This window comes from Vibrio cholerae (assembly GCF_008369605.1).
Lineage (GTDB): Bacteria > Pseudomonadota > Gammaproteobacteria > Enterobacterales > Vibrionaceae > Vibrio > Vibrio cholerae.
The window spans coordinates 346,041-368,168 of record NZ_CP043556.1; the positions used below are offsets into that span (position 1 = coordinate 346,041).

A 22,128-nucleotide genomic window follows, 5' to 3' on the forward strand; every position below is an offset into this window, starting at 1 on the left:
ATTGTGTAAAGAGGTTTTATTTACTTAAAGCGGTGGCATGAACTGCTCAGCGAATTACCCGTTTAACGTGCTTTTTGGATGTATTAGGCTACATTTGATATTCAACCAATATCTTATTAGGTTTATCTTATGTTAAGAAAAATGTCTATCGGATTAGCTTGGTTCAGTTTTAGTAGTGGCGTGCTAGCACACTCCCTATATCCCGAGATTACAATTCATGAAATCCCTCTTACAAAGTTAACTCACAGTAATCTGCCAACGGTGTTGCTCAGTGACAATAAGTTTGTTTATCAACCCTATCTTCGTCCATTTGATTTTGAAAAATTCTTATCAGACACTCAACCGTCGTGGAAAAGTCTTCAAGAATCGCTACAACATTGGGCAGGGGCTACAGGTGTTGATCCTAGAGTACTTATAACGACGCTGGCGATTCTGCACCCTAGGGATCTACCTTCATCTGAGGATGTTAAGGCAATCGCTAACCAACTCTCACAACGTTTCTATTATTATGATTCCAGTACTTCGTTCATTCAGGAAAGTTACACTGCTGCAACACTAGCGATAGCACAGCAGTTGCCGGAGCTGACAAACTGGATCGATTGGCAACGCCAGTATGTAGCATGGTTTGAGCCTATTGCGTCAGAGTTTGATATCGATTCTACCCAGCCCTCTCTAGCAACCCTAGCTACAATGCAATGGCCATGGCGACAGGGTTATTCTTGGGTACCAAACGGACCACATGCTCATAGCGGTTCTGGATTCCCGCTATCCTCAATAGATGTCTCTTACGATTGGCCGCAATGGGGACAACCAACCTACAGTGTTACTGCCGCTCATGATGGCTATGTCACTGTTATGTCTCGTTGTCAGGTGAGAGTAACCAATCCAAATGGGTGGGCGACAAACTATTATCATATGGATGGTATTCAAGTAGGCAACAATCAGTGGGTAACGAAAGATACCAAGCTAGGTGTGTACGCAAGCCAACGTTCGATTGCACTTTGCGAAGGTGGTTCATCGACCGGACCACATCTACATTTTTCATTGCTTTACAATGGCCGTTTTCAATCTCTGCAAGGCATTAGATTTGGCCCTTATCAAATTCAAACAGGGCGATATAGTTACGACAATGACTGTCGCTATAGTTGGTTAACTGACACACGTAATCAACGTAAAATTTGTCTGTTTCAGCAAGTTGATAACCCTGCACAGTAATAAGAAGTTTGAATCCATTCATTACTAGATAACCCAGATGTTCAATCTCTGGCAAATTGAACATCTGGGTATTTATCACCTTTACAACAATAAGGCTGTATCAGCATAATTAATCGACTGATGTTAGCGCAGGGAGCACTAAACTCTTTTCGATAACCAACTGCTAAGCGAAAAAATCGTAAAGTTAGCTTTTTTTTGATAAGCCTATCATTTCTGGGCAAATTTTTGCCTGCGAACTTTTAGGGTTATAATAGAAAAATTCAAAAACGTCAGAGATTTCACTAACACTATGCTCGATATTCAGCAGAAAGAGAAGCCTTCCTCGACCTTACTTGAACAACAAAGAAGCGAATTGAAGTCCCTCATTTCGGTCTTGATGAAGCCCTTAGAAATCAGGGCTCTAAAGCAGTATCCCAAGTAAAAATTGACTCAGCCTCTATGCTGGTTGATGATGTCATTGATACGTCTAAAGCAGCCAAGGGCTTGGTAAAAAATCCATTTTGACAAGTCTCTGTAACAAAGGCTATGGTTACCACCTCTAGTAAGTACACAGATAATATTATTACTTTGAGAATGAAAAGAATCTATTCTCGATGATTTAAAAATGGCAGATTAAACTTAATTAATAAATGGTATACACCTTAAAAAATTATTGTAATGGAAATAGAGTATCTCATGGAATTTTTTCCTAAAAAATGCAACTTAAATTATAAAGATTAGACAGGTATCTGAGATGACTAACATGAAAAATAATCCGAAAATAGAATGGAACGATCTTTTTTATTTTATGAAAATAATCGAAAAGAATGGATTTACTTCTGCTGCAGATAGTTTAGGTGTTACTAAATCAAAGCTATCACGAAGATTAAGTCATCTAGAGCAATTACTTGGCATTAGGCTTATCCAAAGAAATACCCGAAGTATGAATTTAACTGATGCTGGGAAGATACTATATCAGCAATGTATATATATGTTCAATCAAGCTGAAACAGCATTAAATGAAATAGCACATCGTAACGACCAACCCTCTGGTAATGTTCGTCTCAGTTTACCTGTCAGTGTTGCCAAAATTTTTGCAGAGCATCTTCTAACTAAGTTTAGAGAAAAATACCCTAATATAACTCTTACACTTATTGTAACAAACAAGAAACTAAATCTTATAGAAAATGATATTGATGTGGTTATTCGAGGAGTTGGAGCAAAGCAAATAGATACTTCAGATCTTGTTCAGGCATGTTTATGCACTACTCCTTGGAGTTTTGTATGTAGCAAAAGATATTTAGAGAAAGCAGGGTCAATTGAATCGTTGGCTGATTTAGATCGGGCAAGTTTTCTTTTTTACTCGCCAAATGGAAACAGCACGAACTCATTTTCATTTATTAACAAGCAAGGTGATCTGCTATCACACACTACTACTCCGACCTTACAAAGTGACAATCTTGAAGTTTTATATCATTCGACATTAAACCATCTTGGTGTATGCGGGCTTCCTGAGTACATGTGCAAAACCGATTTTGAGAGTGGAAAATTAGTAAAGGTATTATCTGAGTTCCGACCGAAACTAGGGCACATCATGGTAATGTTCCCAAACAAAGTCGGACTTGCTGCTAGCTCCAGAGCATTAATCGAATTTCTCAAGATTGAGCTACCTATATTACTACAAAAAAAGTAATTTAGATTCAATAAGTAATAACTTTTCATTTATTTTTAGAAGGAAAGCTTTAGTGAACAATTTAGAGACTAAAAATAATTTACCTCTATTAGTCTGCCCTCATTCAAAGTCTTTTGATGATTGTGTAAATCGACTATCTAAATCAAGTTTATATAGCAAGATAGCCCTGTTGTAGTAATTCCAGTTAGTTGATATTTAACGAGATCTAAGAATGATACTACGGTGGAAATGAATGTATCTGCTCAGACCTTAGAATCGAGACCAAGTTTCATCGATTTACGCAACAAAGATCTAATAGGTTCTAACGTTACTAGAAATTATCATACCTCGATACTCATTATATTTTCATATCAAACTTAATCACTCATGAAAAATTTAGTTGTTTGTCTTTATCAATAAAGCATATTTTTAGATGAATCATTAAATATTGTACTTTTAATAAATCCCTTCCAAAGCAAAATAAATTCAATCAATTTGATTAATTCTAAATTAATTTGTGTATATAAATCAGTTCGATACATAGCGGCAATCATCTAATATATAATATTTTATAGTGTAATTCTTTAATACAAATTAACGAACCCTAACGATACCAAAACCTCATTAACCTTAAGTATTAGTTATTGTTCTTTTGATAAAACAGTGTGTTTCAATAATCTATCTTTATTTTTTTTAGATTATACATCATAGTTACGACTCCTTTTTTATGTTTGGAATTCATATTATGGATAGACGCAAATTTATTGGCGGCACCTTGACAGGTGCTATTGCGGCTGTGTCAATGGCGTCAGTGGACCAATCGTTCGCAGCACAGTCCCTGAGCAACCAATCACCTAACTTAAATGGACACTCTAAAATGGCAAATGAATTAAATAACCCCTTTCTAGAAATGCTTGATAGAAATAATACTGTAATACTTCTTACGGATCATCAGGTTGGTTTGTATACCGGAATTCGTGACATTTCGATTGGAGACCTGAAGCATAATACAGTCTCACTTGCAAAGGCTGCAGCTATTTTAGGAGTTCCAGTCATTATTACAGCGACAATGACTGATGGTATGTGGGGTCCAGTTATTCCTGAACTAATTAATGCATTACCGAATGTTACACCGATCGTAAGATCTAAAATTAATGCCTGGGATGATGAAAGAGTAGTGAGGGCAATAGAAAGCACAAATCGAAAACAGTTAGTAGTTGCTGGTGTATCTTTGGAAATATGCGCAACATATCCAGCCCTTGCAGCTAAAAAAGCTGGCTATGATGTAAGAGTTGTATTGGATGCATCGGGAACTTTTTCAGATGCGAAAAGGGTATCAGGTCTTGCTAGACTTGCAGGTTCTGGAATTCCAATTATGGATTATGCAAGTGTTGCGGTAGAAATGCTTGGCGATAATAACGATCCAAAAGCACATGATGTCTATAGTGCACTTGATATGCCTTTCGCAACACTTGTTTGGCAAGTTACATCTAGCGCTGCAAAAAACAATTAACACTGAAAATTAGTTTATTTAAATCATATTAAAGAGGGAGCATTATCAAAACTCTCCCTCATTTAGAATAATGAGATTATTAATGAAAACAGCAATCGTAACTGGTGGTTCTAGAGGCATTGGCGCTGCAATCGCATTAAAACTGGCAAGTACAGGTGTAAATGTGATCATCATTTATAAAAACAATAAAAATCAGGCTTTAGAAGTAGTAAATATAGCAAAAAGTTATGGCGTATCTTCAGCAGCTTTCCAAGCTGATGTAGGTAGTCAACTATCGGTAAAAAACGTAATAGACAAAATAGTTAGAGAATATTCTCAAATAGACATACTAATAAACTGCGCTGGAATTTTTTTAGAAAAAAATTTAACTAATATCAATACTGAAAGTATTGATGAAATTCTTAAAACTAACTTTTATAGCGTTATATATATGACTCAGTCAACATTGCATCTTTTCCCAATCACCGGAGGGCGTATTGTGAATATTTCATCGAATCTTATATATAAGCCTCGAATTAGTACTGGTATGTATGCCGCTAGTAAAGCGGCGGTAAGTTGTTTGACTCATGCATTTGCATTAGAGCTAGGAACACGCAATATCACTGTAAACGCCGTAGCTCCATCAATGATAATAACTGATATGACGGCTTCTGTATCAAACTCACGCCGAGAACTCGTTAGAAGTGCTACCCCACTTGGACGTATCGGTGAACCCGAAGATGTCGCTGACTTAGTCGCGCTTCTAACAACAGATGAAGCACGATGGATAACAGGAAGAACTATCCTAGCAGATGGTGGAATGTCCTAGAATTCCGAAAGTTATAACTCACAATATCTAAACTATTTGGAAAGATAAATTCCATATGATGGCAAATTTATATTTTGCAATTTTCTAAAGAATGAAAGATCTAAGAAATGACCATTAATCATGCCTAAACATAATTTTTATTTGTTTTATATTGACAAGGAAACTATCTTCAATAAACAAATTTTTATCATGAATGATTGATTTTGAATTTATTTAAAATATATTAGGGTAAATTATTATAATGATTTTTATTTTATCTATTTCAGTCAGCTTAATGCCCATGACTACTATAAAAAGTAGCAATGTTTAGAAATTGTACTATATTTAATTATAATGACCCATAGTTGAAATATTTATTGTTTGCATCATTGGCTATTATTCTTCCAAGTGAAGTATTATTTCAAAATTCATTAATTTTTATTGGAACGATATTTTATGGATACATTAAATCCCAAAAATGTTCAAACCAATGATAAATACAACGTTATGATATTAATATCCAATATGGAGTAATAATGACTCAATGCCCTTTTAGAAAAGCACACACTAATCTAGTGAGAAATTTTTTCTTTTATCTTTTACAGTCTGGTTTAATGTCCATGACTCTTTCAACAGTAGCAATGATTAGAAATTATTCTACACTCGATCATGAGTGCTACTCGTGGGCATATTCTTGGCTAGTATCATGGGCTATTGCGCTTCCAACAGCAATATTATTTTCAAAGCTCATAAACTTTTTATTAGATAGATATTTTAATGATTGAAAATTAATTAACCCGAACAAACATCATATTAATCTGAGCTATATTTAGATTCATAACAGTCATTTATAGAGTTATTTTACGACTAACTCATATTTTTATGTTGAAAATTTAGATAGCAAAAATTAATTAAATGTCATTTCTCATATATAATTTAGATGATTTACCATTTAACTTTTAAGAAAGTTTTTAAGGAGATTAGTATGAAAGATAACAATCAACTTCGTCATTCAGATGCTTCAATTGGTAGCGAAAACTCTGGATTTCATGGTTTGCAATGGCGAGAGAACTATAATAATGGTTCTGTGCTATTGTGTGATAGCTATGTAATGACAGCTCCGACTTTTCCTTTACATTGTCATAAACATATTAGTGCTGTTGCAATTCTTTTTGAGGACACTGTCGGTCAGATGTATTCTTCAGACAGCGTTGGTACTAATCACCACTTTGGTGCCGGAGATGTTCATTGGACTCTTGCAGGCAGTGGGGTTGAGCACACTCAAACACCTACTGATGGCTCGAGAATCCATGCAGTCCAAATGTTTATAGACCTACCAGAAACTTTACGAAATGCACCTGCAAGAACTTTTCACCTTCAAGCAAAGGATGTACCTATTTATGAGACTTCAAGTTGCAGGATCAGGCTACTTGTTGGCACAGCATTCGGCCTCACCAGTCCACTAAATATACCTCATGAAATACTTATTTTTGAAGGTTGGAGTAAATCCGATATAAAAGCGCCGGTTCCTGATGGGTGGAAACTTTGGATTTATGACAGAGATAACGAAAGAGCCGGATATACTTTGGATCGAATGATTAATGGTCGATTCCTCGCAGTGGCGTCTCCTTAACAATATTATACTGTATCTTAGCCTTCCACTATTTTATGGTCGGCTAATTTTTATACTCATAACCAGATAATGACTCAAAAGTATATTTTTATATTTAGATGAATGCATGAAAAGATCAATGATAACACTGCACAAAGAAGCCTCTTTAGCTTTACTGAACTAAATCTTTGCAAAATCAGGTTCCATTTATGATCCTTTGCTACCTCTGCTCGTTCTGTTTGGGTGTATTTATTTCACAAAATCACAAAGTTCTTCCATAAACCCAAAACTCACAAAAGTAAGTCGTTAATAATATCCCCCCTGTTTATTAACAGGGGGGATCTACTTTTCGTTGATCACATTCCTCGCAGCACCATACCCCCCTGGATCCTCATAAATTTTTTGAGATTGCTGGCTTTGGCGTAATCGTTCTAACTGTTGCTGCTTCTTCAATTCGGCTTCGTGATTCGCTTTTATTGTCAGAACTCGCTGATAGTTATGCTCCAACGCTTCGGGTGTCAGTTCTGCGAGATTCATGGATTGACTGAGCTCATTGATGAATTGGCGCTTTTGTGGGTCTTCGCCTGCCCATTTCTGCGCGGCATTTCCGACCTCACGATTGGATTGATTGTCACCTAATCGTCCATACACTTGATTAATCATCGATTTTCTTTCATCAAATCGAGCATTAACCACGGAAATTTGCTCTGGTGTCGGCTCCAACAAATCATTCAGCGCTGCAGTACGGTCTTTTTCAAGCTCGGTCACCGCCTCTCGCCACTGCTTATCCATTTCAGTGCGTGATTTTGTCTCTGCCACATTGAAAAGGTTGGCATAGTGCTCGTTGGTAAAAAACTGCTTAGCCATATGGATTTGGCCTGTTACGTCTTTCATTAACGCATCGAGCGGGATCACTTTTACGGCCTCTTGGCTACCTGCCAAACGGCTTTCGGTTACTGGCGCGGTTTTAGTCGTGCCATCCTCATAAGTGACTTTCAAACCGACCACCACGCCCGGCTGATCGCCTTCGCGATTTGGGTCAATATCGGCAACAAAATCATGACGCAGATACTCTTTATCCTTAATCACCTTACCCGATTCAGGATCTTTATCGCCAATCCCTTGCTTAACATTACGCTCAAGCAACACGCCCATCGATTTGGTGAATTGTGAGTCTTGGTAAGAAATAGAGCCATCAAGTACTTTAGGCATAGTCGATTCGATATCAAAGGCCGCCTGTACCACACGAGGTGTATAACGGCGCGGGTCGTAAGCACTGCCCTTAATGTGTTCCTGCTCAAACAAGGGATCAAGTTCTCCGGTTTCCATGTAACGTTTGAGGCCAGATTGAATTAGCGGCAAATTCTCCTGCATGTAAGCCATTTTCTTTTGCTGATTGAGCTGGTATTGGCTCAATGCTTTTGCACTTTTCTGCGCATCAACCTGTACATCAAGTAGTCGATCACGCTGGATTCGATCCTCATTTTCTCGTTTAAAGCTATCTTGATAACGTTTATCGGCTTTTTCCGTTTCAGCCTGACGAAATGCCTTCTCGTCTTGATAACGTTGCTCGTTCTTGGCTTCAATCTGAGAGAGTCTTGACCGTTCATCTTGATAGCGAGCCTCGTTGCGCTCATCCAATTTCGCTTGGCGTTCATTATCCGCTTTACGCTGGTAGTAACCTTCTGCGACCTGAAATCCGCGGATTGCACCATCAATAGCGCTGCGTGTATCTAACTGCATTAGAAAAGCTCCCCTAGAATCAAACCTGCTGCCGCACCCATCGCCGCGCCCATGGGTCCACCCACACTACCCGCTTGCATGCCCGCCATCATGCCCATGCCAGCCCCCGTGGTGACACTGGATAAACGCTTGGTACGCTGCGCGTCTTTGAGGCTTTGATTGGTTTGATTACGCTGCTCTTCACGTTGCGCCGATTCTTGCATCCCTGCCAATGCACGTTTGCGGGTATCTGCGCCTAAATTCAATAAACTGTATGCCATGATTACCCCAATTTAAGCTGTGATAACTTCCCCTTTGCGCCACCACTAAGCACGCTCATCGCACGCTCTTGCTCGTTCTCACGCAAACTGTTCTTGGCCGTCACCTGTGCCAGAGAGAGCTTAGCTTCATCGTTAGAATTGGTGTCTGCCCCAACTCCAAAACGTGCCATTTGGTTAACATTCGCAAGCCGCGCACTCTGTTGCGCGCTCGAAAAATTGGCTCCAACTCGGCCAAGTTGCTGTGCCAGTAACTCGCCATTTTGTGTTTGTCCTAAAAGCTGTTTTTGCTGCGGATAAAATCGCTCTAACCAGTCCTGATACATAGCATGAGTGATATTCGCGTAGTTATTGGCCGCCGAACCTGAAACATTAATGCTCATCACTTACCCTCTGTTGAGTACATAGTTATGAACCATGCCCGCTTGACCTTTCAGCGTCTTAGTATCGACATTGACAAAGCTCGTATCTGGCTTGGCACGGTTCATGTACATACTGGTTCCAATCCCCGCCAACGTCCCTACAGCCTGAGCATTCGTGCTACGTCGGTTAAACGCTGTGGCGGCATCGCTTGTGGCTTTTTTCAAAGAGAGCCGAGCGGTCTCTTCCATGCCAGCCAAGCCTTCGGCTTTCTGACCAGCACCGAGAGCGACGATATCTTGCTTACCCACCACATACTTGTCCTGCTCATTGACTTGAGCGCGGTTTACGGTATCGCCCTGAGCGAGAGCTTGGTCTGTCGCCAAACGGCTTAACGTTGCTTTAAATGTTCCGGAGCTCGGATCAACACCGGAGGCCACAAGATTCTCAGTGGCCGCCTCTCGCGCTTTGCCGAACTCGCTTTGATAATTTAAATCTGCCGCCTGTTTCACGTCGGCCATATTGGCCTCAGAGTTAAGGTCGTTCACTCGCCGTATGAAGATATCTTCAAACGCTTTGAGCTCTGTGTTGTATAAGTTCCACTCTTTCGCCGCAACTTGGGAAGCGGCAATTTCCGCCGCGGTTTCCTGAACGCGGCCATCTTTTTTCCCACCCATTAGATCTCCTTGCACCAAGTCTCAACATCACCGGTTTCGATACGACAAAACCCACCGTCAATAAGGCTTACTTGCAAAGCTTTCACGGCAGTATTCAGCAGTAACCTCTTGGCCTTTACCCGCTTAGCTAACTGCTCTACGGTCGGTAAATGGCGCTTAAGCGCACCTTTTTGATTGCTCCAAGCAAACAGTACCCATACCTGCATTTCACCATTGTCCAAACTGGGCTCAAGGACGAACACTCCCTCCTCCACCAAAAACAGCGAAGCCCTACCATCGAGTAGGGCTTCATCTACTTGTTTGGCGAACCAGTGCTGGTTGCGCTTCTCGGTCTGTTCCATCAACGGCAATACTCGAGAACGCCACGATTCGTAAGACAGTTTATAAAGACTCATCGACAAACCATGCTGGTCTCAATGGGCGAGACTCTTCACGTAAATCGTAGCGTCGCACCGCTTCGCGATAGGCCAACATTTCAGCAAGTTTTGGCGATGTCACTAACCGCTCTCCTTGATAGGTCGCCGTTGGCAACTCCATAAAATCGGTAGCCGCAAGTTCAGCGCGCGCCCAAGCCCTTTCATTGACCTCATGACCGTCAAGCCACGTTTGCCGCAGTGCCAATCGCTCATAATAAAGTTCATCGGAGATGTTTCCGGTATCATAAGCCGCCTTGAACGTGTGCCAGTCGGTCACTTCGCCTTGGAAGTAAAAGCGATATGGCTCTTTTTCAGTTGTCACCATCATGCCATCACCTTGGGTCAATACTATTATTGATAGAGGCCGACATGTTGACGATCACCGCACCATCGTGCAGCGATGTTAAACGCAGCCGAAAGCGTAAAGATTGAGAAGCAGAATAAGTCCAGCCCGAACCCAACAGCGAACGACGACTCGCAATGTGCGCCTCTTCGACAGCATAACCGCTGCTTCCTCCTCGGTAATAAGTCAGCGCAAAACTCACCCCTGCCACATTTACGGTTGTACCTACCGCATTGGCGGTATCGGTTCCGACAATCCTTGCCTCGGCAACGACTCCACCACTGAGATTGATGGCCTGTACAAAGATTTGTAAAAAACCAGAGCCCCCCACTCTTGGCCGCCTCACCGTAAAGTTAAATACTCCATCAGGAATAGTGCGGTAACGTGCTCGGTTCATAGTGTTAATGGACACATCCCCTGCCGGGAAAAAATCCACCGGAGCGGTCGCGCCATCACTGTAGTAGCTGGTTTCCGGCAAGGTCACACGTACCGATTCAGAAGTGACCACTAACCCGCCCCCTAACGCAGAAGGGTAAGAGAGGCTGGTCGTCGCGTTATCCCCAAATGTGGTATAGAGCACTACCGATTGATAAAAGGTGCTGGCGATAATTGTCGCCCCTTTGATCACACCACCATTAATGGTGGTCCCTTCGATGTTGCCACGAAAATAACCATTATTAGCCTGTAAATTGTTGGTTTGTAAGAGGCCGTTTGAGTGAATAAAGGTGTGATAGCCGTTATAAGGACCACCCGCACCGAATCCTGCGTCACCACCTCGCAATTGACCAGTATGAATAACAGGCGAAGTGATTTCGATACCCGCTTTCACTTCATCGGCCACAATGATTTGCGCTTGCAGGATCTGAATAGTCGCTTTTTCAATGATCGCTTGGGGGATCACGACCGCGCCATTATCAATCGCGAACGTCGGCACTAAGGTTCCGGGCTGATTGGGATCGTAGACAAAGAATTGACTGGCACTGACTGCCACTTGGCTGGTGCCATCGCTCTTAGCAATCAAACCAATCCCAGCGCTAATCTCGCCCGCTTGCGCTTTCGCCCCCCACATTGCCTTAAATGCCACGCTCCCATCTTGATTGATGGTCGCTATCGCTTGGGCATTGGTTTGCGCGGCGGCCTTGGCGTTACCTGCGGTGGCCTCAACCGTATTCACTCGCTCGGCTAATGCTTGATCTGCATTTGCAAACACCGTCGAGACATCAAGAAGTTTCGCTTCATTCAACGTGGCTTGCGCCTCATCTCTTGCCAGTGAAGATGCATGAAGCTGAGTCACTTGAGCCGCGAAGGTTTCTGTCGCACTTTTCAATTGGCGCTGGATTTGCGCGACCAGATCTCCAGAAGCCGTCAGCTCACTATCCAGTTGTTCCAGCAAAGTCTGTGGCGCTTTAGCGCTTATCTCTTGTTGCAAGAGTTGAATAAGCTCGGATTGTTTTAGCTGCTCGGCCAGCTCATCAATCACTTGACCAATGTTTTGCGAGGTTTCACCCAGTATCCCGTTTACGCCATGGTAAGGTCCCGCAAAATTCTTCGTATTGATGAAGCGAACCCAGTAATAGAATCGGCTCCCTGCGTTGACCACATCAGAAAACACATTAGCCGGCGTTGTCGCCACGACTACCGCTTGAGAAAAGTCATTGTGATTTGCCCGCCATACTTCAGCGTATGCAAATCCTCTAAATTGTGGCGTATCCCATTGCACTAAGATGGCAGTAAACCCACCAAAGGCTTGCACGTGGTGGGGTGCATGCGGGACTTGAACCAAACTCGATGAAGATTCGCTGCTTTGATTCAGATTCGATTGCGCGTTTTTCGCATTGAGCGTAACCACCTCTTTTTCGGTCACCGCTCGATAACGACCATCGCCACGTTGCCCAGTTAAAATCTCGACGTTTTCGTACAACGCCTCCAGTGAACGTCCTGCCCGAAAAGGCGATCGCTTTGCCATCAGTACAACTCCGAGAGGCTATCTGCCATGATAATCCGCTCGACCTGACTGGTCCCTTCTACCTTGATTTGCCATCGGCTGCCGCGTACTGCTGGCAACCGAAATGGCGCGTGAGTGAGCTCGCCCTGTTCCAGCTTGAAAATCGCCTCACCATCGACGATAACCGTTACCCTTAAACGTTCAGGCGCTTTCGCTTCAAGGCGAGCGCAAGTTAAAAAGGCGTGCTGAGGAATAAGAAAAGCTTTGGTTTGCCATGTCATGGCGACCGATTGATGACCTCGTTGCCAAGCGTTAAGCGTATTGCCCTTAGCAATGAATAACGTATCGTCATGCAAGTAGTGAAATGCACTATCCCATGTATTCGATAAACGTGTCAGGCTGTGCGTACTCGGATCAAAAATAAACGCTCCGCCTTGGTATTGAGCGATATATTGGCCTTCGGCAACCCACGCTTTGATCGTCGTTGGCATGAAATTCTGCCAACTCTCTCTATCCATAATGCCTTCGGTGATGACGGTCGCACTCGTTCCCGAAATCGCGACTAGGCCATCCGGCGAGGCATACATCGCCATCCCGTTTATAACGACCAAGGAGGGGGCACTCACACACGCTTGCTCAACATTAAGGCGCATGCTGGTAACCATACTCGGTGTGACACCTGAAAAGAGGTACGGTTTGCCTTTAGTGACCACAACCAGTGACGTTTCAATCGGAGCGATGGCCACAATATCGTCATCCGTAACACCACGATGACTCTTACTCCACGCATAGGGCAAATAGGCTTCAGAGAACATCACCTCGTTACCTGCAAAGCCGGCGCAAATGCCATTCGCCATTGTGCACAGTCCCTGCATATTGGCATCGGGCATATCGTAGTCCCATGTTTCAAGCGGTGGTCCATTGACATTGCGTGCCGAATCTAAGTACTCGGTTTGGCTGATGGGAAGCTCAGCGACCAGTAAATAATCCCCAACTCCGCTTGCAGATACCGAACGATACAAGCGAGTGTGAGTGATATTGTGTGTGTTGACAGATATTGGCGCGAGTTGCACCGTCACCGTCGAGCCGGGTTTCTCAATCAATACGGGGACACTCGGCAAACCCGGTGCCCCTTCTTCCCCAAAGCGTGTCACGTAGGTTTGAATGTAGAGCCTGTCTTCATCATCGTAGGCGGGTAACTCGCCCTCAGGGGGATGGTTGCCGGTCGTCACATCGACCTTAATCACAACGGGCTTACCCATAGGTCTTGGCACACCTAAGTCATACCACGCGGCTGGCATTTGACCTTGTGTAACCGCAATATCTTGTGCGGTCACCTTGGGTTTACCTTGCCCTGTCCAATAGACTCGTTGATAAGCATCTTGCGCCATCGGATTAGCAATCACACTCACGCGTTGAGTGAAGGTAAACCAATATGAGTGTGCATAATAAAACAGCGTGACTGGTGACAGAGTCGCCAAGGTGCCATGATCTTGATCTGAGCGCATCGGCGCAACCACGCCACGCTCATAAGTGCAATCAAACGCCAGAGAAGCCGCTTCGTTTGGCAATAGATGAGACTCAAGGCGAGGTATTTCACCTTTCATTGTCGAGATCTCAATACGCATACGCTCCCCTTAAAAAACAAACCCTACGGCCACAGACCGCATCGAAAAATAACTCAATCTCTCTTTCTGCATTAGTTGCCGCCGGTCCAGTTCGCCAGCTCATTCAGACTTACCTTGTATTCCACCGAATAACGAAACCATGGCGAAACGCCTTGACCCGCTAAATTCATAAATCTGACGACCAACCCATTACTGATCGGCTGCACAAAATAAGGTAAGCAAGGCTCTTCAGGGATGATCTGCGGTGCGAATGGCTCAGCCAGTAAAGTCGACCCAGAAAAGGGAAAGTAAAGGTTAAAATCATTGGAGGTTTGGTTTTGGTGCCGGCCATGGCTTCTCACCACGCCATCGCTGTACACCTCAACGACTCGCCAAGCACCACTGACGCCTGCGATGTTTTCCGCAAAGACTCTTTTCAGTAATCGTCGGCTCGACTCTTTACCCACCCAGAGGTACTCAAATTCAATCACCGAAAAACTGAGGCCACTGGCCGTTTCCGCCCTGAGTTTGCGTCCCTCTCCAAACACATAACTTGGGTAACATTGTAAAACGCCCTGCCAACCTATCCCCGCTCCAGCACTGACATACACAGGTCTTGGCAGCGTACCTTCTGACCCCAAGGCAGGCAGATAAAGCTTATTACCCCCCATTTTCAGGGTGCATCCCGAAGTGCTGGGCTGAGCAAATGAGGCGCAAACAGGTCGCCAATACTGGGAAACATCTAGCTCGTTTTCGGTCAATTCCAAGGCAAACGCGAAGAACGCCATATCAAAGAAGGCAAAACTGTTGCCCTCATTCGAGCTGCATTCCAAGCGATTACGATGAACTTTGAGTAATCGCCCCAAAGCAGCACGAGCGATACTGTGGGACCCTAGACGAACTTTGCCGCGGTTATTGGAGAGATCGATGGACCAAGCTCCACCGCTTCTCAATTCGGCCACCAACACGCGATTCACCTCATCCCACTGGTTATTCGCTATCTCTAGCGACCACTCATCCACCACGCTGTGACTCACACTGACCAATCCATCACCAAGAAAGTTATTCAGTTGGCATCCATCCACGCGAATATTGGGATGCATTGAGGCCGTGACCGAAGGATTGGCGTGTGCACGCAGCAATCGAGCTTGAGGATTTAACGACGTGAGCTTCGCACCTAAAATGGCTACTGAGCCGTAGTTAACCACTCTTTCCCCACTGGGAGAGTCGAGGGTTTCCAGATAACAGGCGTTCCCAGATGGGCAGCTCAATACAAAGCTGCCCCCGCGAATTTGGATATTGCCGTAAGGAATAGGTTGTCCAGTCACAAAGGTGGAAGCGTTTGGGTAAGCGGCAATCAGCATTTCTGCTGTCCCAGAGCAGTTGACTATCTCTACATTGCCCCCACCCTGTACCTCGATAATTTTTGATACATCATCAAATAAGCAGCCAATGAGCAGACTGGGTTTGCCTTTGACCAAATTTCTTTGTGTGAACTTCACCGAGCCAATGCGCCGCAGCACACAGCCACTGAAAATCACACTCTGCGCACCCGTGTTATTGGTGGTTACCTGCGTACAATCTTCAAAGACGCAACCAATCAACTGAACCCCGTCGGTTCGCGACTCTAAAGCGCCCTCCACAGTATGGCTAGAGAGAGACGCGGCCAGTCGAATTGCGGCATCCCCCACTTTTTTAAACTGACAGCCGATAAACGCCGTATTGGTGGCCCGACGAATATATACTCCTTGCTTACCCCACTGCGGATTGCTGTCCTCTCGCTCACCTGCCAAGGAAAGACCAATAAAAGTGACTCCGTCGACTTGGGTATCCGCGCGACCAACCCAAAATGGGTATTCGGTCGCGCCAGACGTTCGAGTCAGTGCTCCACCAATCACTTTGACCTGATTTTTGTCGATGATGAGTGCAGAACTCGGCGCAACCATCGGCCTATCCAAATAAATGATTGAGCCGTGGGTCACCTGCTTATTGAGCCTATCGAGTCCTCGATAGACCGAGACAGGATCATTGGGATCTGTCACAAACTGGCTGGCATACAGCGTTTGCGTACCGATTTGCACAAAGCAACCTTGCCCCACACCCGACCAACTTAAAAATGTGTTTACCGTCTGCTCTTCGCCATCCCAAGCTTTTAGTGCATCCAGGGCTATGACCTCTGCGCCATTATGATCCGAGAAATCTCGCTCACTATCGAACACAAAGAAGCCGCCACCGGCATAACTCCCCGCGTAAAACCCCGCGACAGAAAACTGTTTCCCGTCAGTCAGCTCATAGGTCGGCAGCGCTTTTAAATGCGAAACATGAATCACCGCAATCTGCGTCGCCGCTTCAGAGCGGTCGGCATGCAGTGCAGAGCGAGAGGCTTGTTCGGTGGCAATGTGCGCCGATAGCGCCGCTTCTCTTGCTTTCGCCGTCGTAGTGATAGCATTCTCAGCCACTTGCAGCGCTTTCGCGTTGACGTTACTACTGAGCACATGGGCACTCGAATCCACACCAAAGAGCGCTTGAGTGTATAGATCCACCAGCTCTGCGGTGGATTTCTCGAGCGCATCAATCGTTTTCACCAGTGCTTCCATCGACGGCGAACTCATTAACGTGCCCCTTCACTGCTCTGGATCATCTGCGCCTTAGCATTATCGGTGGCCGTCTTATCGCCCAACGCGGTGGCAAAGGCTTGTAAATGCAACTGAGCTTTTTGGCCTTCCGCGGGATTTTGCGAATCTTTGTTATAGGCTCGGTACATCACAAAATCCGACACTACCCCTAAATAGATCTCAGGCAGTGGAAAGACATCGCTTTCGCTCGCCACTTGTAACGTCCGTGAGTAAACCAGCTCCACATTGACTGGCGCTTGAGGCGACGGGTATAAAAACAGGGTGGTTTCATCGAGCTCATTACGCGTCCAACAAACGGGTACCCCCACGGTTTTACGCCACTCTGGATAGAGTTGATTGAGTTTATGAATATTCACAAACTGCGCCGCCTGTTGATTGATGTGGTTGACCGCCAAAATTTGATAGGCATCCGCCGGTAGACTGACCTGATAAGAACTTGATTCGATCATCGCCGTTGTTCGAGATAAATCAGGCCGGCGAATCACCATGGCTGAAATGGCATCATTCACAAAGTCCATTAACTCTGGGCGCGACCAACGCACATGTCGAACATCGATGAGATCGCGCGCAACGCGATCAATAAGCCCTTTAATGGTGACGCTCATCAGAAGAACTCCCGTTGACGTACCGGATTGGTAAAGGCCTGTTGTTGACCCGTTTCTAAGCCAAAACGCTTAGCGCAGCGGATCGCCTCAACAAACCACGTTCGATACTCACGACCCAGCGATGGATTGTGCCAATCACTATCGGGTTGCAACATCAGACAATAGGCTGCGCCATAACAGATCGCTTGGCCATACTCATCCCAAAGCACTTTGGGTAAGGTCTGTGAGTCACGTTGCGGCTCTATCGCACAGTGGATGAAAAGATCTTCCCCCTCCCTTAGAAAGCGCAGCTCATCACGACTGGTTTGCAGATAATCAATACCTTTGATTAATGCCAAGCCTTTATCATCCACCACCGCCATCAACTCAGCGGTGGTGTACCGACCAACACTCGGTGAATTCAACTCAGAGCTACCCACAATCTCGACCACTTGGTGTGCACTAACCCTATCAAGTATTCTCGTGTAACGCACAAGACCACTTTCTCGGCAAAACTCTTGCCCTGCTTGCAGCAAAGCACTGTGCAGTAATGGCGCAAGTGCGACATTGACCAATTGTCGAAGGGTAGGCACAAACTGTTCGATAGCGATGGTTTCCATAATCACTCCGCGAGGTTTGCCAGTTCACTCTCTTCACTCATGCGACGCAGATAATCGCGCACTCGTACGCGAAACTCTGTCAACTCTTCCTGCGCGCCTTTGGGGGCAATATCTAGCTCATTAGCAGCGATCAGCGTCTTTAACTTGGCTGAGTTGAGCTTATCGAGATCCAACTCCTCACCATTTAGCATGACAACCATGGAAGCCGCTTTTTCTTCTGCCTCCTGCATTGCTTCTTGCGCTGCCCGTTGATGAGCGATCGCTTGGGCCTTTTCATCAAGAAGCTTCAGATGATCCTCTAACTCCTCTTCCGTTATCCATACGCTCGGAAAATCCAGTAGTTGATAAGCCAAATCTTGTTCAACCAACACCGGCTTATGGCGCGGAAACACCAGCCTAGAGCCAGCGACCGTGTCTTTTTTCTTCGGCTTAGGCCCGATATAGACCACAGCAATTTTATGCGTCATCACTCTCTCCCAAAAATCAAAGGAGGCTCTTGGCCTCCCTCTCTACAGTGGCTGGGCTTAATACCCAACGTTGACGTACTCCGGCAAGATGAGAAGCTCGCCTGTGGCGACACCACCTTTAATGGTGACGTTCAGGATGCCCTTTTCTTTGAGGTACACGGGTTTGATCGGGATCTGCTTGGCGACTTTATTGGCGACCGCTTCCCCAAGCGCTAGGGCGAAATCGTTGACTTTGATATCGACGCTGACCGAGGCTCCAAGCCCATTGGTCACCAGACGTATCCCCGTCAGCTTTAAACCAATCGGCAGCTCCAAGACAGCGAATACCGTGTCGATAGGCGTGCTTTTGGCACTGAGTTTTCCTTCTTCAAGCGATAAATTGCCGTGCGCCCCAACGTAGACGCGGTTGTTAAAGGTTTCACTTTGTCGATGAGTCATTCACGTTTACTCCACTACAGGTTCACAGCCGTATCGAGCGCAATCACCCCGTGATCGTTCACGCGCCCCGTTTTGTCTTTAAAGCGAATTTTCTTGGAGCCATTCATCCAATACACCGTGACTTCGGTACGGTTACCCGCATCCACATCTTCTTCGTGATAACGGAAGGATTGGCCACCTTGCGTTTTTCCCCACGCGTATGCCAACGCCTGCCCGCCGAGTAACATGGCGCGATCTATGGTGGTTGCCGCATTGACTTGACGCACACTGGCTGCTTTATCGTTATTGGAAATCGAGACAACAGAACCAGGATTAAAACGGATCGGCATACCTTTGTATTTGCGCACCAAGATATTGCCCCGCATCAGACAGTCGCCACGAAACACCGGATGATTAAAGTTACGCGATCGGGAAATCGCATTCGCAGTGAGGTTTTGCCAATCTTTACCTGAGGTTGAGGTATAGAAGTCACTCCATTGACGTGGGGTAACACTCAGTAAATAGAAGGGCTCATCACCCGCCATCTTGTCGTCATTAAAACGGATTGGCTGTAGTGGATGTGGCATCTCTTCAAGGTAGAGACCGATATTATCCAATGTTTCAATCGAGAAAATATCCGCCGCATCGAGCCCTTCAAAGGAGGTCGCATCGCCCCCAAAGAAGTGGCGATCATACGTTGGCGGCAAGACATCATTGACCATGATCTCGGCAAACTCAGTATCACTTTCTAAAGGCACAATGATGTCATCGGTCGCATAATCCCCCCGCGCTCCGGCAAGGTGCACTGTCGTAACCTGATCTTGCAGCGTATTCACGTAATCCGGCAGCAAAGCTCGAGTGAGTTTACGCAGTGGATGGCGAGTCTTTTGCTGCGTCATCTTACCGCCAGAATCCACTTGATGGCGGCCTTGGTTGATTTTCAGTGAGAAGTCCGCGAACTCTAAACTTTCACCCCGTCCAGCAATTCGGCGATCGCCCATGGTCGGCTTTTTCGTCAAACCATGCACAATCTGCATTTCTACCTCATCCCCTGCCGATTTACTTAAGTCGGCGCAGCGGACAATCGGAGCATGAGGTGAGGTTTGCTCATTGCCTTTTTTATTACTGGTCACACTCTGCGGCGCATCTTCGGTCAACATATTGGTAAACGAGCGATTGCGCAGGGTCGCTTTGAACAGCGCGGTTTCCTGTAACTTCACGCCGTCAGTAATGGTTGTCATACTTTCACTCCAATAAAAAAGCCCCAGCGTGTCAGCTGAGGCTTAGTGTTTGAAAAACGGGTTTAGAATCCAGCGTTATAAAGCAGTTGCTCGATTTGCGCTTCACTAAGAGAGTCAAACAATTTACCCAGCTCTTCGTGGTTAGCACTCTGTACCCGGTTCATCAGATCGGAATCCCCCGTGCGATGAGTATTGCCAAGCTCACTCGGTGACGCAGGCAAAGCGTTTTTCGCTTTACGGCTTGCTTCTTGCGCCGCGCTCAGAGCCTCTTGGGCAGACAACTTCGGCTCATCACCAAATGCCAGTCGTACCCGCTTACTGACCTCTTCAAATCGCTCGGCGTAGCTTCGATTCGCCCATTCAGAACTTGAAGCCAAATGGTCATCAATTTGCTGCGCGGCATTCCAACGCGCCCCACCTTCACTCATCCACGACTGCAGATCCGCGTTTGCTTGTAGCGCCGTCGTCAACTCAGCGTTGTCCACTGGCGCGGCGCTTTCAGTCTCCGGTGATGTGGTCGAGGCCGCAACCGTGCCGCTAGAAACCAACGCCTCAATTTTGTTATTCATAGCCAAAAAGAAAGGGGCGAGCTCGGGGTAATCCTCCTGTAACACAGCAAGTTTTTTTTCATCAATGGTGACATCTTCAGGTAAGTCAGCCGGCGCAACGCCCAATTCCTCGAGTTGTTTGTTACGCACATCAATCATGCGCTGCGCTTTTTCAAGCTGCGCTGAATGCGCTTTTAACTCTTCAAGCTCTTGGCGAAGCTGAGCTTTTTCTTGCCGCTCTCGCTCGAGCACCTCCATCGGGATAATGTGCTTTTGGTCTTTGGCGAGAATACCGTCTGGCTTTGCGTTAGGCTCTGCAGTTGGCGAGGCTGCATCGGTATCGCCGTCTAAACCTTCCACGCTTTGCGATTGTGAAGAGGGAGCAAGGTGCCCGTCAGCGCCTTGTTCCTTCTCGACTGTTGGGCGACTTTCTTCCGCTTCCATCGATTCCAACAACGCTTCCAGCTCTTCCAATGTTTCATTACCAGTGACGGCAATCGTGTCTTGATGGGTATTCATGGTGACTCCTTTGATTAGACGTGTCGCTGTCTGTGCGGTTAAGCGCTCTCGAAAAAACGCTTAGCGACAAAAACAACAAAGCCGAGCACTAGGCTCGGCACTGAATACTCATGGGGATTATTGCTCGCTGGACTCGAAATGCTGGCAAACCTGCATGGCGGCAGCGTAATCGCAAATCATGCAGGCGTGATTTTGTGTGGCCAGTGCGGTGATAATGGCGCTCGCTTCCAGTTCGACTACTTGGCTCGCCTGACGCATCAACGCCTCTTTTTCTGTATTCAAAAACACCGCCAGCTTATAGCTCTGAACCTCAACCGCATCAGGAAATCGGGCTTTAAAGTACATTTGCCACTCGGACATCGAAAGAAAAGCATACATCTGATAGAGGCTCACACCCGTCTCCACATCGCTTTGGTATGGTTGATGATGGTCAGCGAATTACCGTTATCTGGCTGGCTTCTTTGAATGGCACTCTCTTTCTGATCCAAGGGATACACAGCCCCTTGAATGATGAGCTCGCGGATCTGCCCTCTTGTGAAAAGTGAGGTGGTCCAAGAGCGCATCATACGAGTGACGGTGAGCGGCGTTTGAATACCTTCACGGCTGACTTTCCATTCGCCATCAACACCAATGGAGGCCACTGACCCCACCCGTTTCAGCCGGTAATGATGAGGCTGAGACGCATCAAACTGATTGGTCAACCAAGAGACAATTGCGCCACCGATATAGCACTGGATCCCACTGCCACCTTGAAGTAATCGAAAGAAATTATCGACCGTCTCTCCAGAAAAGAGCGCTTGAAAACTGTCGTTTCTTAACCCTTCGGCCTCAATAGAAATATCAAAATCACCAGTGAAAACCATAGGTTTATCCAATACGGCATATTGCGTTAAACCATCAAAATATGGGGCGTAGCGTTCGCGGCTCACCAAGACTCGGCGTACCCAAAGTGGCTGTTGATCGACCATGC

23 protein-coding genes are annotated in these 22,128 nt (G+C 45.6%); 6 read left to right on the top strand and 17 right to left on the bottom strand.

Annotated features, from left to right (window positions below):
* Nucleotides 1-129: 129 nt before the first annotated feature.
* The 6 genes from F0316_RS15640 to F0316_RS15665 all read left to right on the top strand — a co-directional run bounded on the left by F0316_RS15640 (nucleotide 130) and on the right by F0316_RS15665 (nucleotide 6,799).
* The gene (locus F0316_RS15640; RefSeq protein ID WP_149560678.1) at nucleotides 130-1,215 is read left to right on the top strand and encodes a M23 family metallopeptidase; all 1,086 of its coding nucleotides are present in this window, start codon (nucleotides 130-132) and stop codon (nucleotides 1,213-1,215) included.
* A 733-nt stretch (nucleotides 1,216-1,948) separates the two neighbouring features.
* Complete coding sequence (locus F0316_RS15645; protein WP_149560679.1) at nucleotides 1,949-2,887, top strand: LysR substrate-binding domain-containing protein; 939 nt, start codon at nucleotides 1,949-1,951, stop codon at nucleotides 2,885-2,887.
* Nucleotides 2,888-3,611: 724 nt separating this feature from the next.
* Nucleotides 3,612-4,379, top strand: coding sequence for an isochorismatase family protein (locus tag F0316_RS15650; RefSeq protein WP_149560680.1), 768 nt, complete (start codon nucleotides 3,612-3,614; stop codon nucleotides 4,377-4,379).
* Between the two features lie 82 nt (nucleotides 4,380-4,461).
* Nucleotides 4,462-5,187: an SDR family NAD(P)-dependent oxidoreductase gene (locus tag F0316_RS15655; protein ID WP_216364827.1), complete on the top strand. Its 726-nt coding sequence runs from the start codon at nucleotides 4,462-4,464 to the stop codon at nucleotides 5,185-5,187.
* A 620-nt stretch (nucleotides 5,188-5,807) separates the two neighbouring features.
* The gene (locus tag F0316_RS20380; RefSeq protein WP_407047562.1) at nucleotides 5,808-5,951 is read left to right on the top strand and encodes a hypothetical protein; all 144 of its coding nucleotides are present in this window, start codon (nucleotides 5,808-5,810) and stop codon (nucleotides 5,949-5,951) included.
* A gap of 200 nt (nucleotides 5,952-6,151) precedes the next feature.
* Nucleotides 6,152-6,799, top strand: coding sequence for a pirin family protein (locus F0316_RS15665; RefSeq protein ID WP_172626062.1), 648 nt, complete (start codon nucleotides 6,152-6,154; stop codon nucleotides 6,797-6,799).
* A gap of 321 nt (nucleotides 6,800-7,120) precedes the next feature.
* Here F0316_RS15665 and F0316_RS15670 read toward each other — a convergent pair whose 3' ends face one another.
* The 17 genes from F0316_RS15670 to F0316_RS15750 form a co-directional block, all read right to left on the bottom strand.
* Nucleotides 7,121-8,521: an ATPase gene (locus F0316_RS15670; protein ID WP_149560684.1), complete on the bottom strand. Its 1,401-nt coding sequence runs from the start codon at nucleotides 8,519-8,521 to the stop codon at nucleotides 7,121-7,123.
* Nucleotides 8,521-8,781: a hypothetical protein gene (locus F0316_RS15675; protein WP_000331793.1), complete on the bottom strand. Its 261-nt coding sequence runs from the start codon at nucleotides 8,779-8,781 to the stop codon at nucleotides 8,521-8,523. The genes F0316_RS15670 and F0316_RS15675 overlap by 1 nt, the downstream gene beginning before the upstream one ends.
* Before the next feature lie 2 nt (nucleotides 8,782-8,783).
* Nucleotides 8,784-9,161 carry a hypothetical protein gene (locus F0316_RS15680; RefSeq protein WP_149560685.1) on the bottom strand — a complete coding sequence of 126 codons (378 nt, stop codon included), beginning with the start codon at nucleotides 9,159-9,161 and terminating at the stop codon, nucleotides 8,784-8,786.
* 3 nt (nucleotides 9,162-9,164) lie between these two features.
* Entirely contained in the window at nucleotides 9,165-9,815 is a 651-nt protein-coding gene (locus tag F0316_RS15685) for a hypothetical protein (RefSeq protein WP_149560686.1), read from the bottom strand.
* Nucleotides 9,815-10,156 (bottom strand): hypothetical protein, encoded by a 342-nt coding sequence (locus tag F0316_RS15690; protein WP_149560871.1) that lies wholly within the window; start codon nucleotides 10,154-10,156, stop codon nucleotides 9,815-9,817. The genes F0316_RS15685 and F0316_RS15690 overlap by 1 nt, the downstream gene beginning before the upstream one ends.
* 40 nt (nucleotides 10,157-10,196) lie before the next feature.
* The gene (locus F0316_RS15695) at nucleotides 10,197-10,559 is read right to left on the bottom strand and encodes a hypothetical protein (RefSeq protein WP_148517858.1); all 363 of its coding nucleotides are present in this window, start codon (nucleotides 10,557-10,559) and stop codon (nucleotides 10,197-10,199) included.
* Between the two features lie 4 nt (nucleotides 10,560-10,563).
* Complete coding sequence (locus F0316_RS15700) at nucleotides 10,564-12,540, bottom strand: phage tail tip fiber protein (protein WP_149560687.1); 1,977 nt, start codon at nucleotides 12,538-12,540, stop codon at nucleotides 10,564-10,566.
* Nucleotides 12,540-14,147: a hypothetical protein gene (locus F0316_RS15705; RefSeq protein ID WP_149560688.1), complete on the bottom strand. Its 1,608-nt coding sequence runs from the start codon at nucleotides 14,145-14,147 to the stop codon at nucleotides 12,540-12,542. The genes F0316_RS15700 and F0316_RS15705 overlap by 1 nt, the downstream gene beginning before the upstream one ends.
* Before the next feature lie 71 nt (nucleotides 14,148-14,218).
* On the bottom strand, nucleotides 14,219-16,738 hold the full coding sequence (locus F0316_RS15710) for a right-handed parallel beta-helix repeat-containing protein (RefSeq protein WP_233447435.1): 2,520 nt from the start codon (nucleotides 16,736-16,738) through the stop codon (nucleotides 14,219-14,221).
* Nucleotides 16,738-17,367 carry a phage adaptor protein gene (locus tag F0316_RS15715; protein WP_149560689.1) on the bottom strand — a complete coding sequence of 210 codons (630 nt, stop codon included), beginning with the start codon at nucleotides 17,365-17,367 and terminating at the stop codon, nucleotides 16,738-16,740. Before F0316_RS15715 ends, F0316_RS15710 begins: the two co-directional genes overlap by 1 nt.
* The gene (locus tag F0316_RS15720) at nucleotides 17,367-17,966 is read right to left on the bottom strand and encodes a hypothetical protein (RefSeq protein ID WP_149560690.1); all 600 of its coding nucleotides are present in this window, start codon (nucleotides 17,964-17,966) and stop codon (nucleotides 17,367-17,369) included. The genes F0316_RS15715 and F0316_RS15720 overlap by 1 nt, the downstream gene beginning before the upstream one ends.
* A gap of 2 nt (nucleotides 17,967-17,968) precedes the next feature.
* Nucleotides 17,969-18,433: a hypothetical protein gene (locus tag F0316_RS15725; protein WP_149560691.1), complete on the bottom strand. Its 465-nt coding sequence runs from the start codon at nucleotides 18,431-18,433 to the stop codon at nucleotides 17,969-17,971.
* 57 nt (nucleotides 18,434-18,490) lie between these two features.
* Nucleotides 18,491-18,871: a hypothetical protein gene (locus F0316_RS15730; RefSeq protein WP_142993510.1), complete on the bottom strand. Its 381-nt coding sequence runs from the start codon at nucleotides 18,869-18,871 to the stop codon at nucleotides 18,491-18,493.
* A 14-nt stretch (nucleotides 18,872-18,885) separates the two neighbouring features.
* On the bottom strand, nucleotides 18,886-20,091 hold the full coding sequence (locus F0316_RS15735) for a phage capsid family protein (protein WP_000207893.1): 1,206 nt from the start codon (nucleotides 20,089-20,091) through the stop codon (nucleotides 18,886-18,888).
* A 62-nt stretch (nucleotides 20,092-20,153) separates the two neighbouring features.
* Entirely contained in the window at nucleotides 20,154-21,158 is a 1,005-nt protein-coding gene (locus F0316_RS15740) for an ATPase (protein ID WP_142577038.1), read from the bottom strand.
* A 117-nt stretch (nucleotides 21,159-21,275) separates the two neighbouring features.
* Complete coding sequence (locus tag F0316_RS15745) at nucleotides 21,276-21,536, bottom strand: hypothetical protein (protein WP_001995215.1); 261 nt, start codon at nucleotides 21,534-21,536, stop codon at nucleotides 21,276-21,278.
* 11 nt (nucleotides 21,537-21,547) lie between these two features.
* On the bottom strand, nucleotides 21,548-22,126 hold the full coding sequence (locus tag F0316_RS15750; protein ID WP_000228309.1) for a hypothetical protein: 579 nt from the start codon (nucleotides 22,124-22,126) through the stop codon (nucleotides 21,548-21,550).
* Nucleotides 22,127-22,128: the final 2 nt, after the last annotated feature.

What these genes read in the sequence shown, in the direction of transcription:
- F0316_RS15640 (WP_149560678.1), top strand. Translation starts at nt 130, where the DNA reads ATGTTAAGAAAAATGTCTATCGGATTAGCTTGGTTCAGTTTTAGTAGT.
- F0316_RS15645 (WP_149560679.1), top strand. Translation starts at nt 1,949, where the DNA reads ATGACTAACATGAAAAATAATCCGAAAATAGAATGGAACGATCTTTTT.
- F0316_RS15650 (WP_149560680.1), top strand. Translation starts at nt 3,612, where the DNA reads ATGGATAGACGCAAATTTATTGGCGGCACCTTGACAGGTGCTATTGCG.
- F0316_RS15655 (WP_216364827.1), top strand. Translation starts at nt 4,462, where the DNA reads ATGAAAACAGCAATCGTAACTGGTGGTTCTAGAGGCATTGGCGCTGCA.
- F0316_RS20380 (WP_407047562.1), top strand. Translation starts at nt 5,808, where the DNA reads ATGATTAGAAATTATTCTACACTCGATCATGAGTGCTACTCGTGGGCA.
- F0316_RS15665 (WP_172626062.1), top strand. Translation starts at nt 6,152, where the DNA reads ATGAAAGATAACAATCAACTTCGTCATTCAGATGCTTCAATTGGTAGC.
- F0316_RS15670 (WP_149560684.1), bottom strand. Translation starts at nt 8,521, where the DNA reads ATGCAGTTAGATACACGCAGCGCTATTGATGGTGCAATCCGCGGATTT.
- F0316_RS15675 (WP_000331793.1), bottom strand. Translation starts at nt 8,781, where the DNA reads ATGGCATACAGTTTATTGAATTTAGGCGCAGATACCCGCAAACGTGCA.
- F0316_RS15680 (WP_149560685.1), bottom strand. Translation starts at nt 9,161, where the DNA reads ATGAGCATTAATGTTTCAGGTTCGGCGGCCAATAACTACGCGAATATC.
- F0316_RS15685 (WP_149560686.1), bottom strand. Translation starts at nt 9,815, where the DNA reads ATGGGTGGGAAAAAAGATGGCCGCGTTCAGGAAACCGCGGCGGAAATT.
- F0316_RS15690 (WP_149560871.1), bottom strand. Translation starts at nt 10,156, where the DNA reads ATGGAACAGACCGAGAAGCGCAACCAGCACTGGTTCGCCAAACAAGTA.
- F0316_RS15695 (WP_148517858.1), bottom strand. Translation starts at nt 10,559, where the DNA reads ATGATGGTGACAACTGAAAAAGAGCCATATCGCTTTTACTTCCAAGGC.
- F0316_RS15700 (WP_149560687.1), bottom strand. Translation starts at nt 12,540, where the DNA reads ATGGCAAAGCGATCGCCTTTTCGGGCAGGACGTTCACTGGAGGCGTTG.
- F0316_RS15705 (WP_149560688.1), bottom strand. Translation starts at nt 14,147, where the DNA reads ATGCGTATTGAGATCTCGACAATGAAAGGTGAAATACCTCGCCTTGAG.
- F0316_RS15710 (WP_233447435.1), bottom strand. Translation starts at nt 16,738, where the DNA reads ATGAGTTCGCCGTCGATGGAAGCACTGGTGAAAACGATTGATGCGCTC.
- F0316_RS15715 (WP_149560689.1), bottom strand. Translation starts at nt 17,367, where the DNA reads ATGAGCGTCACCATTAAAGGGCTTATTGATCGCGTTGCGCGCGATCTC.
- F0316_RS15720 (WP_149560690.1), bottom strand. Translation starts at nt 17,966, where the DNA reads ATGGAAACCATCGCTATCGAACAGTTTGTGCCTACCCTTCGACAATTG.
- F0316_RS15725 (WP_149560691.1), bottom strand. Translation starts at nt 18,433, where the DNA reads ATGACGCATAAAATTGCTGTGGTCTATATCGGGCCTAAGCCGAAGAAA.
- F0316_RS15730 (WP_142993510.1), bottom strand. Translation starts at nt 18,871, where the DNA reads ATGACTCATCGACAAAGTGAAACCTTTAACAACCGCGTCTACGTTGGG.
- F0316_RS15735 (WP_000207893.1), bottom strand. Translation starts at nt 20,091, where the DNA reads ATGACAACCATTACTGACGGCGTGAAGTTACAGGAAACCGCGCTGTTC.
- F0316_RS15740 (WP_142577038.1), bottom strand. Translation starts at nt 21,158, where the DNA reads ATGAATACCCATCAAGACACGATTGCCGTCACTGGTAATGAAACATTG.
- F0316_RS15745 (WP_001995215.1), bottom strand. Translation starts at nt 21,536, where the DNA reads ATGTATGCTTTTCTTTCGATGTCCGAGTGGCAAATGTACTTTAAAGCC.
- F0316_RS15750 (WP_000228309.1), bottom strand. Translation starts at nt 22,126, where the DNA reads ATGGTCGATCAACAGCCACTTTGGGTACGCCGAGTCTTGGTGAGCCGC.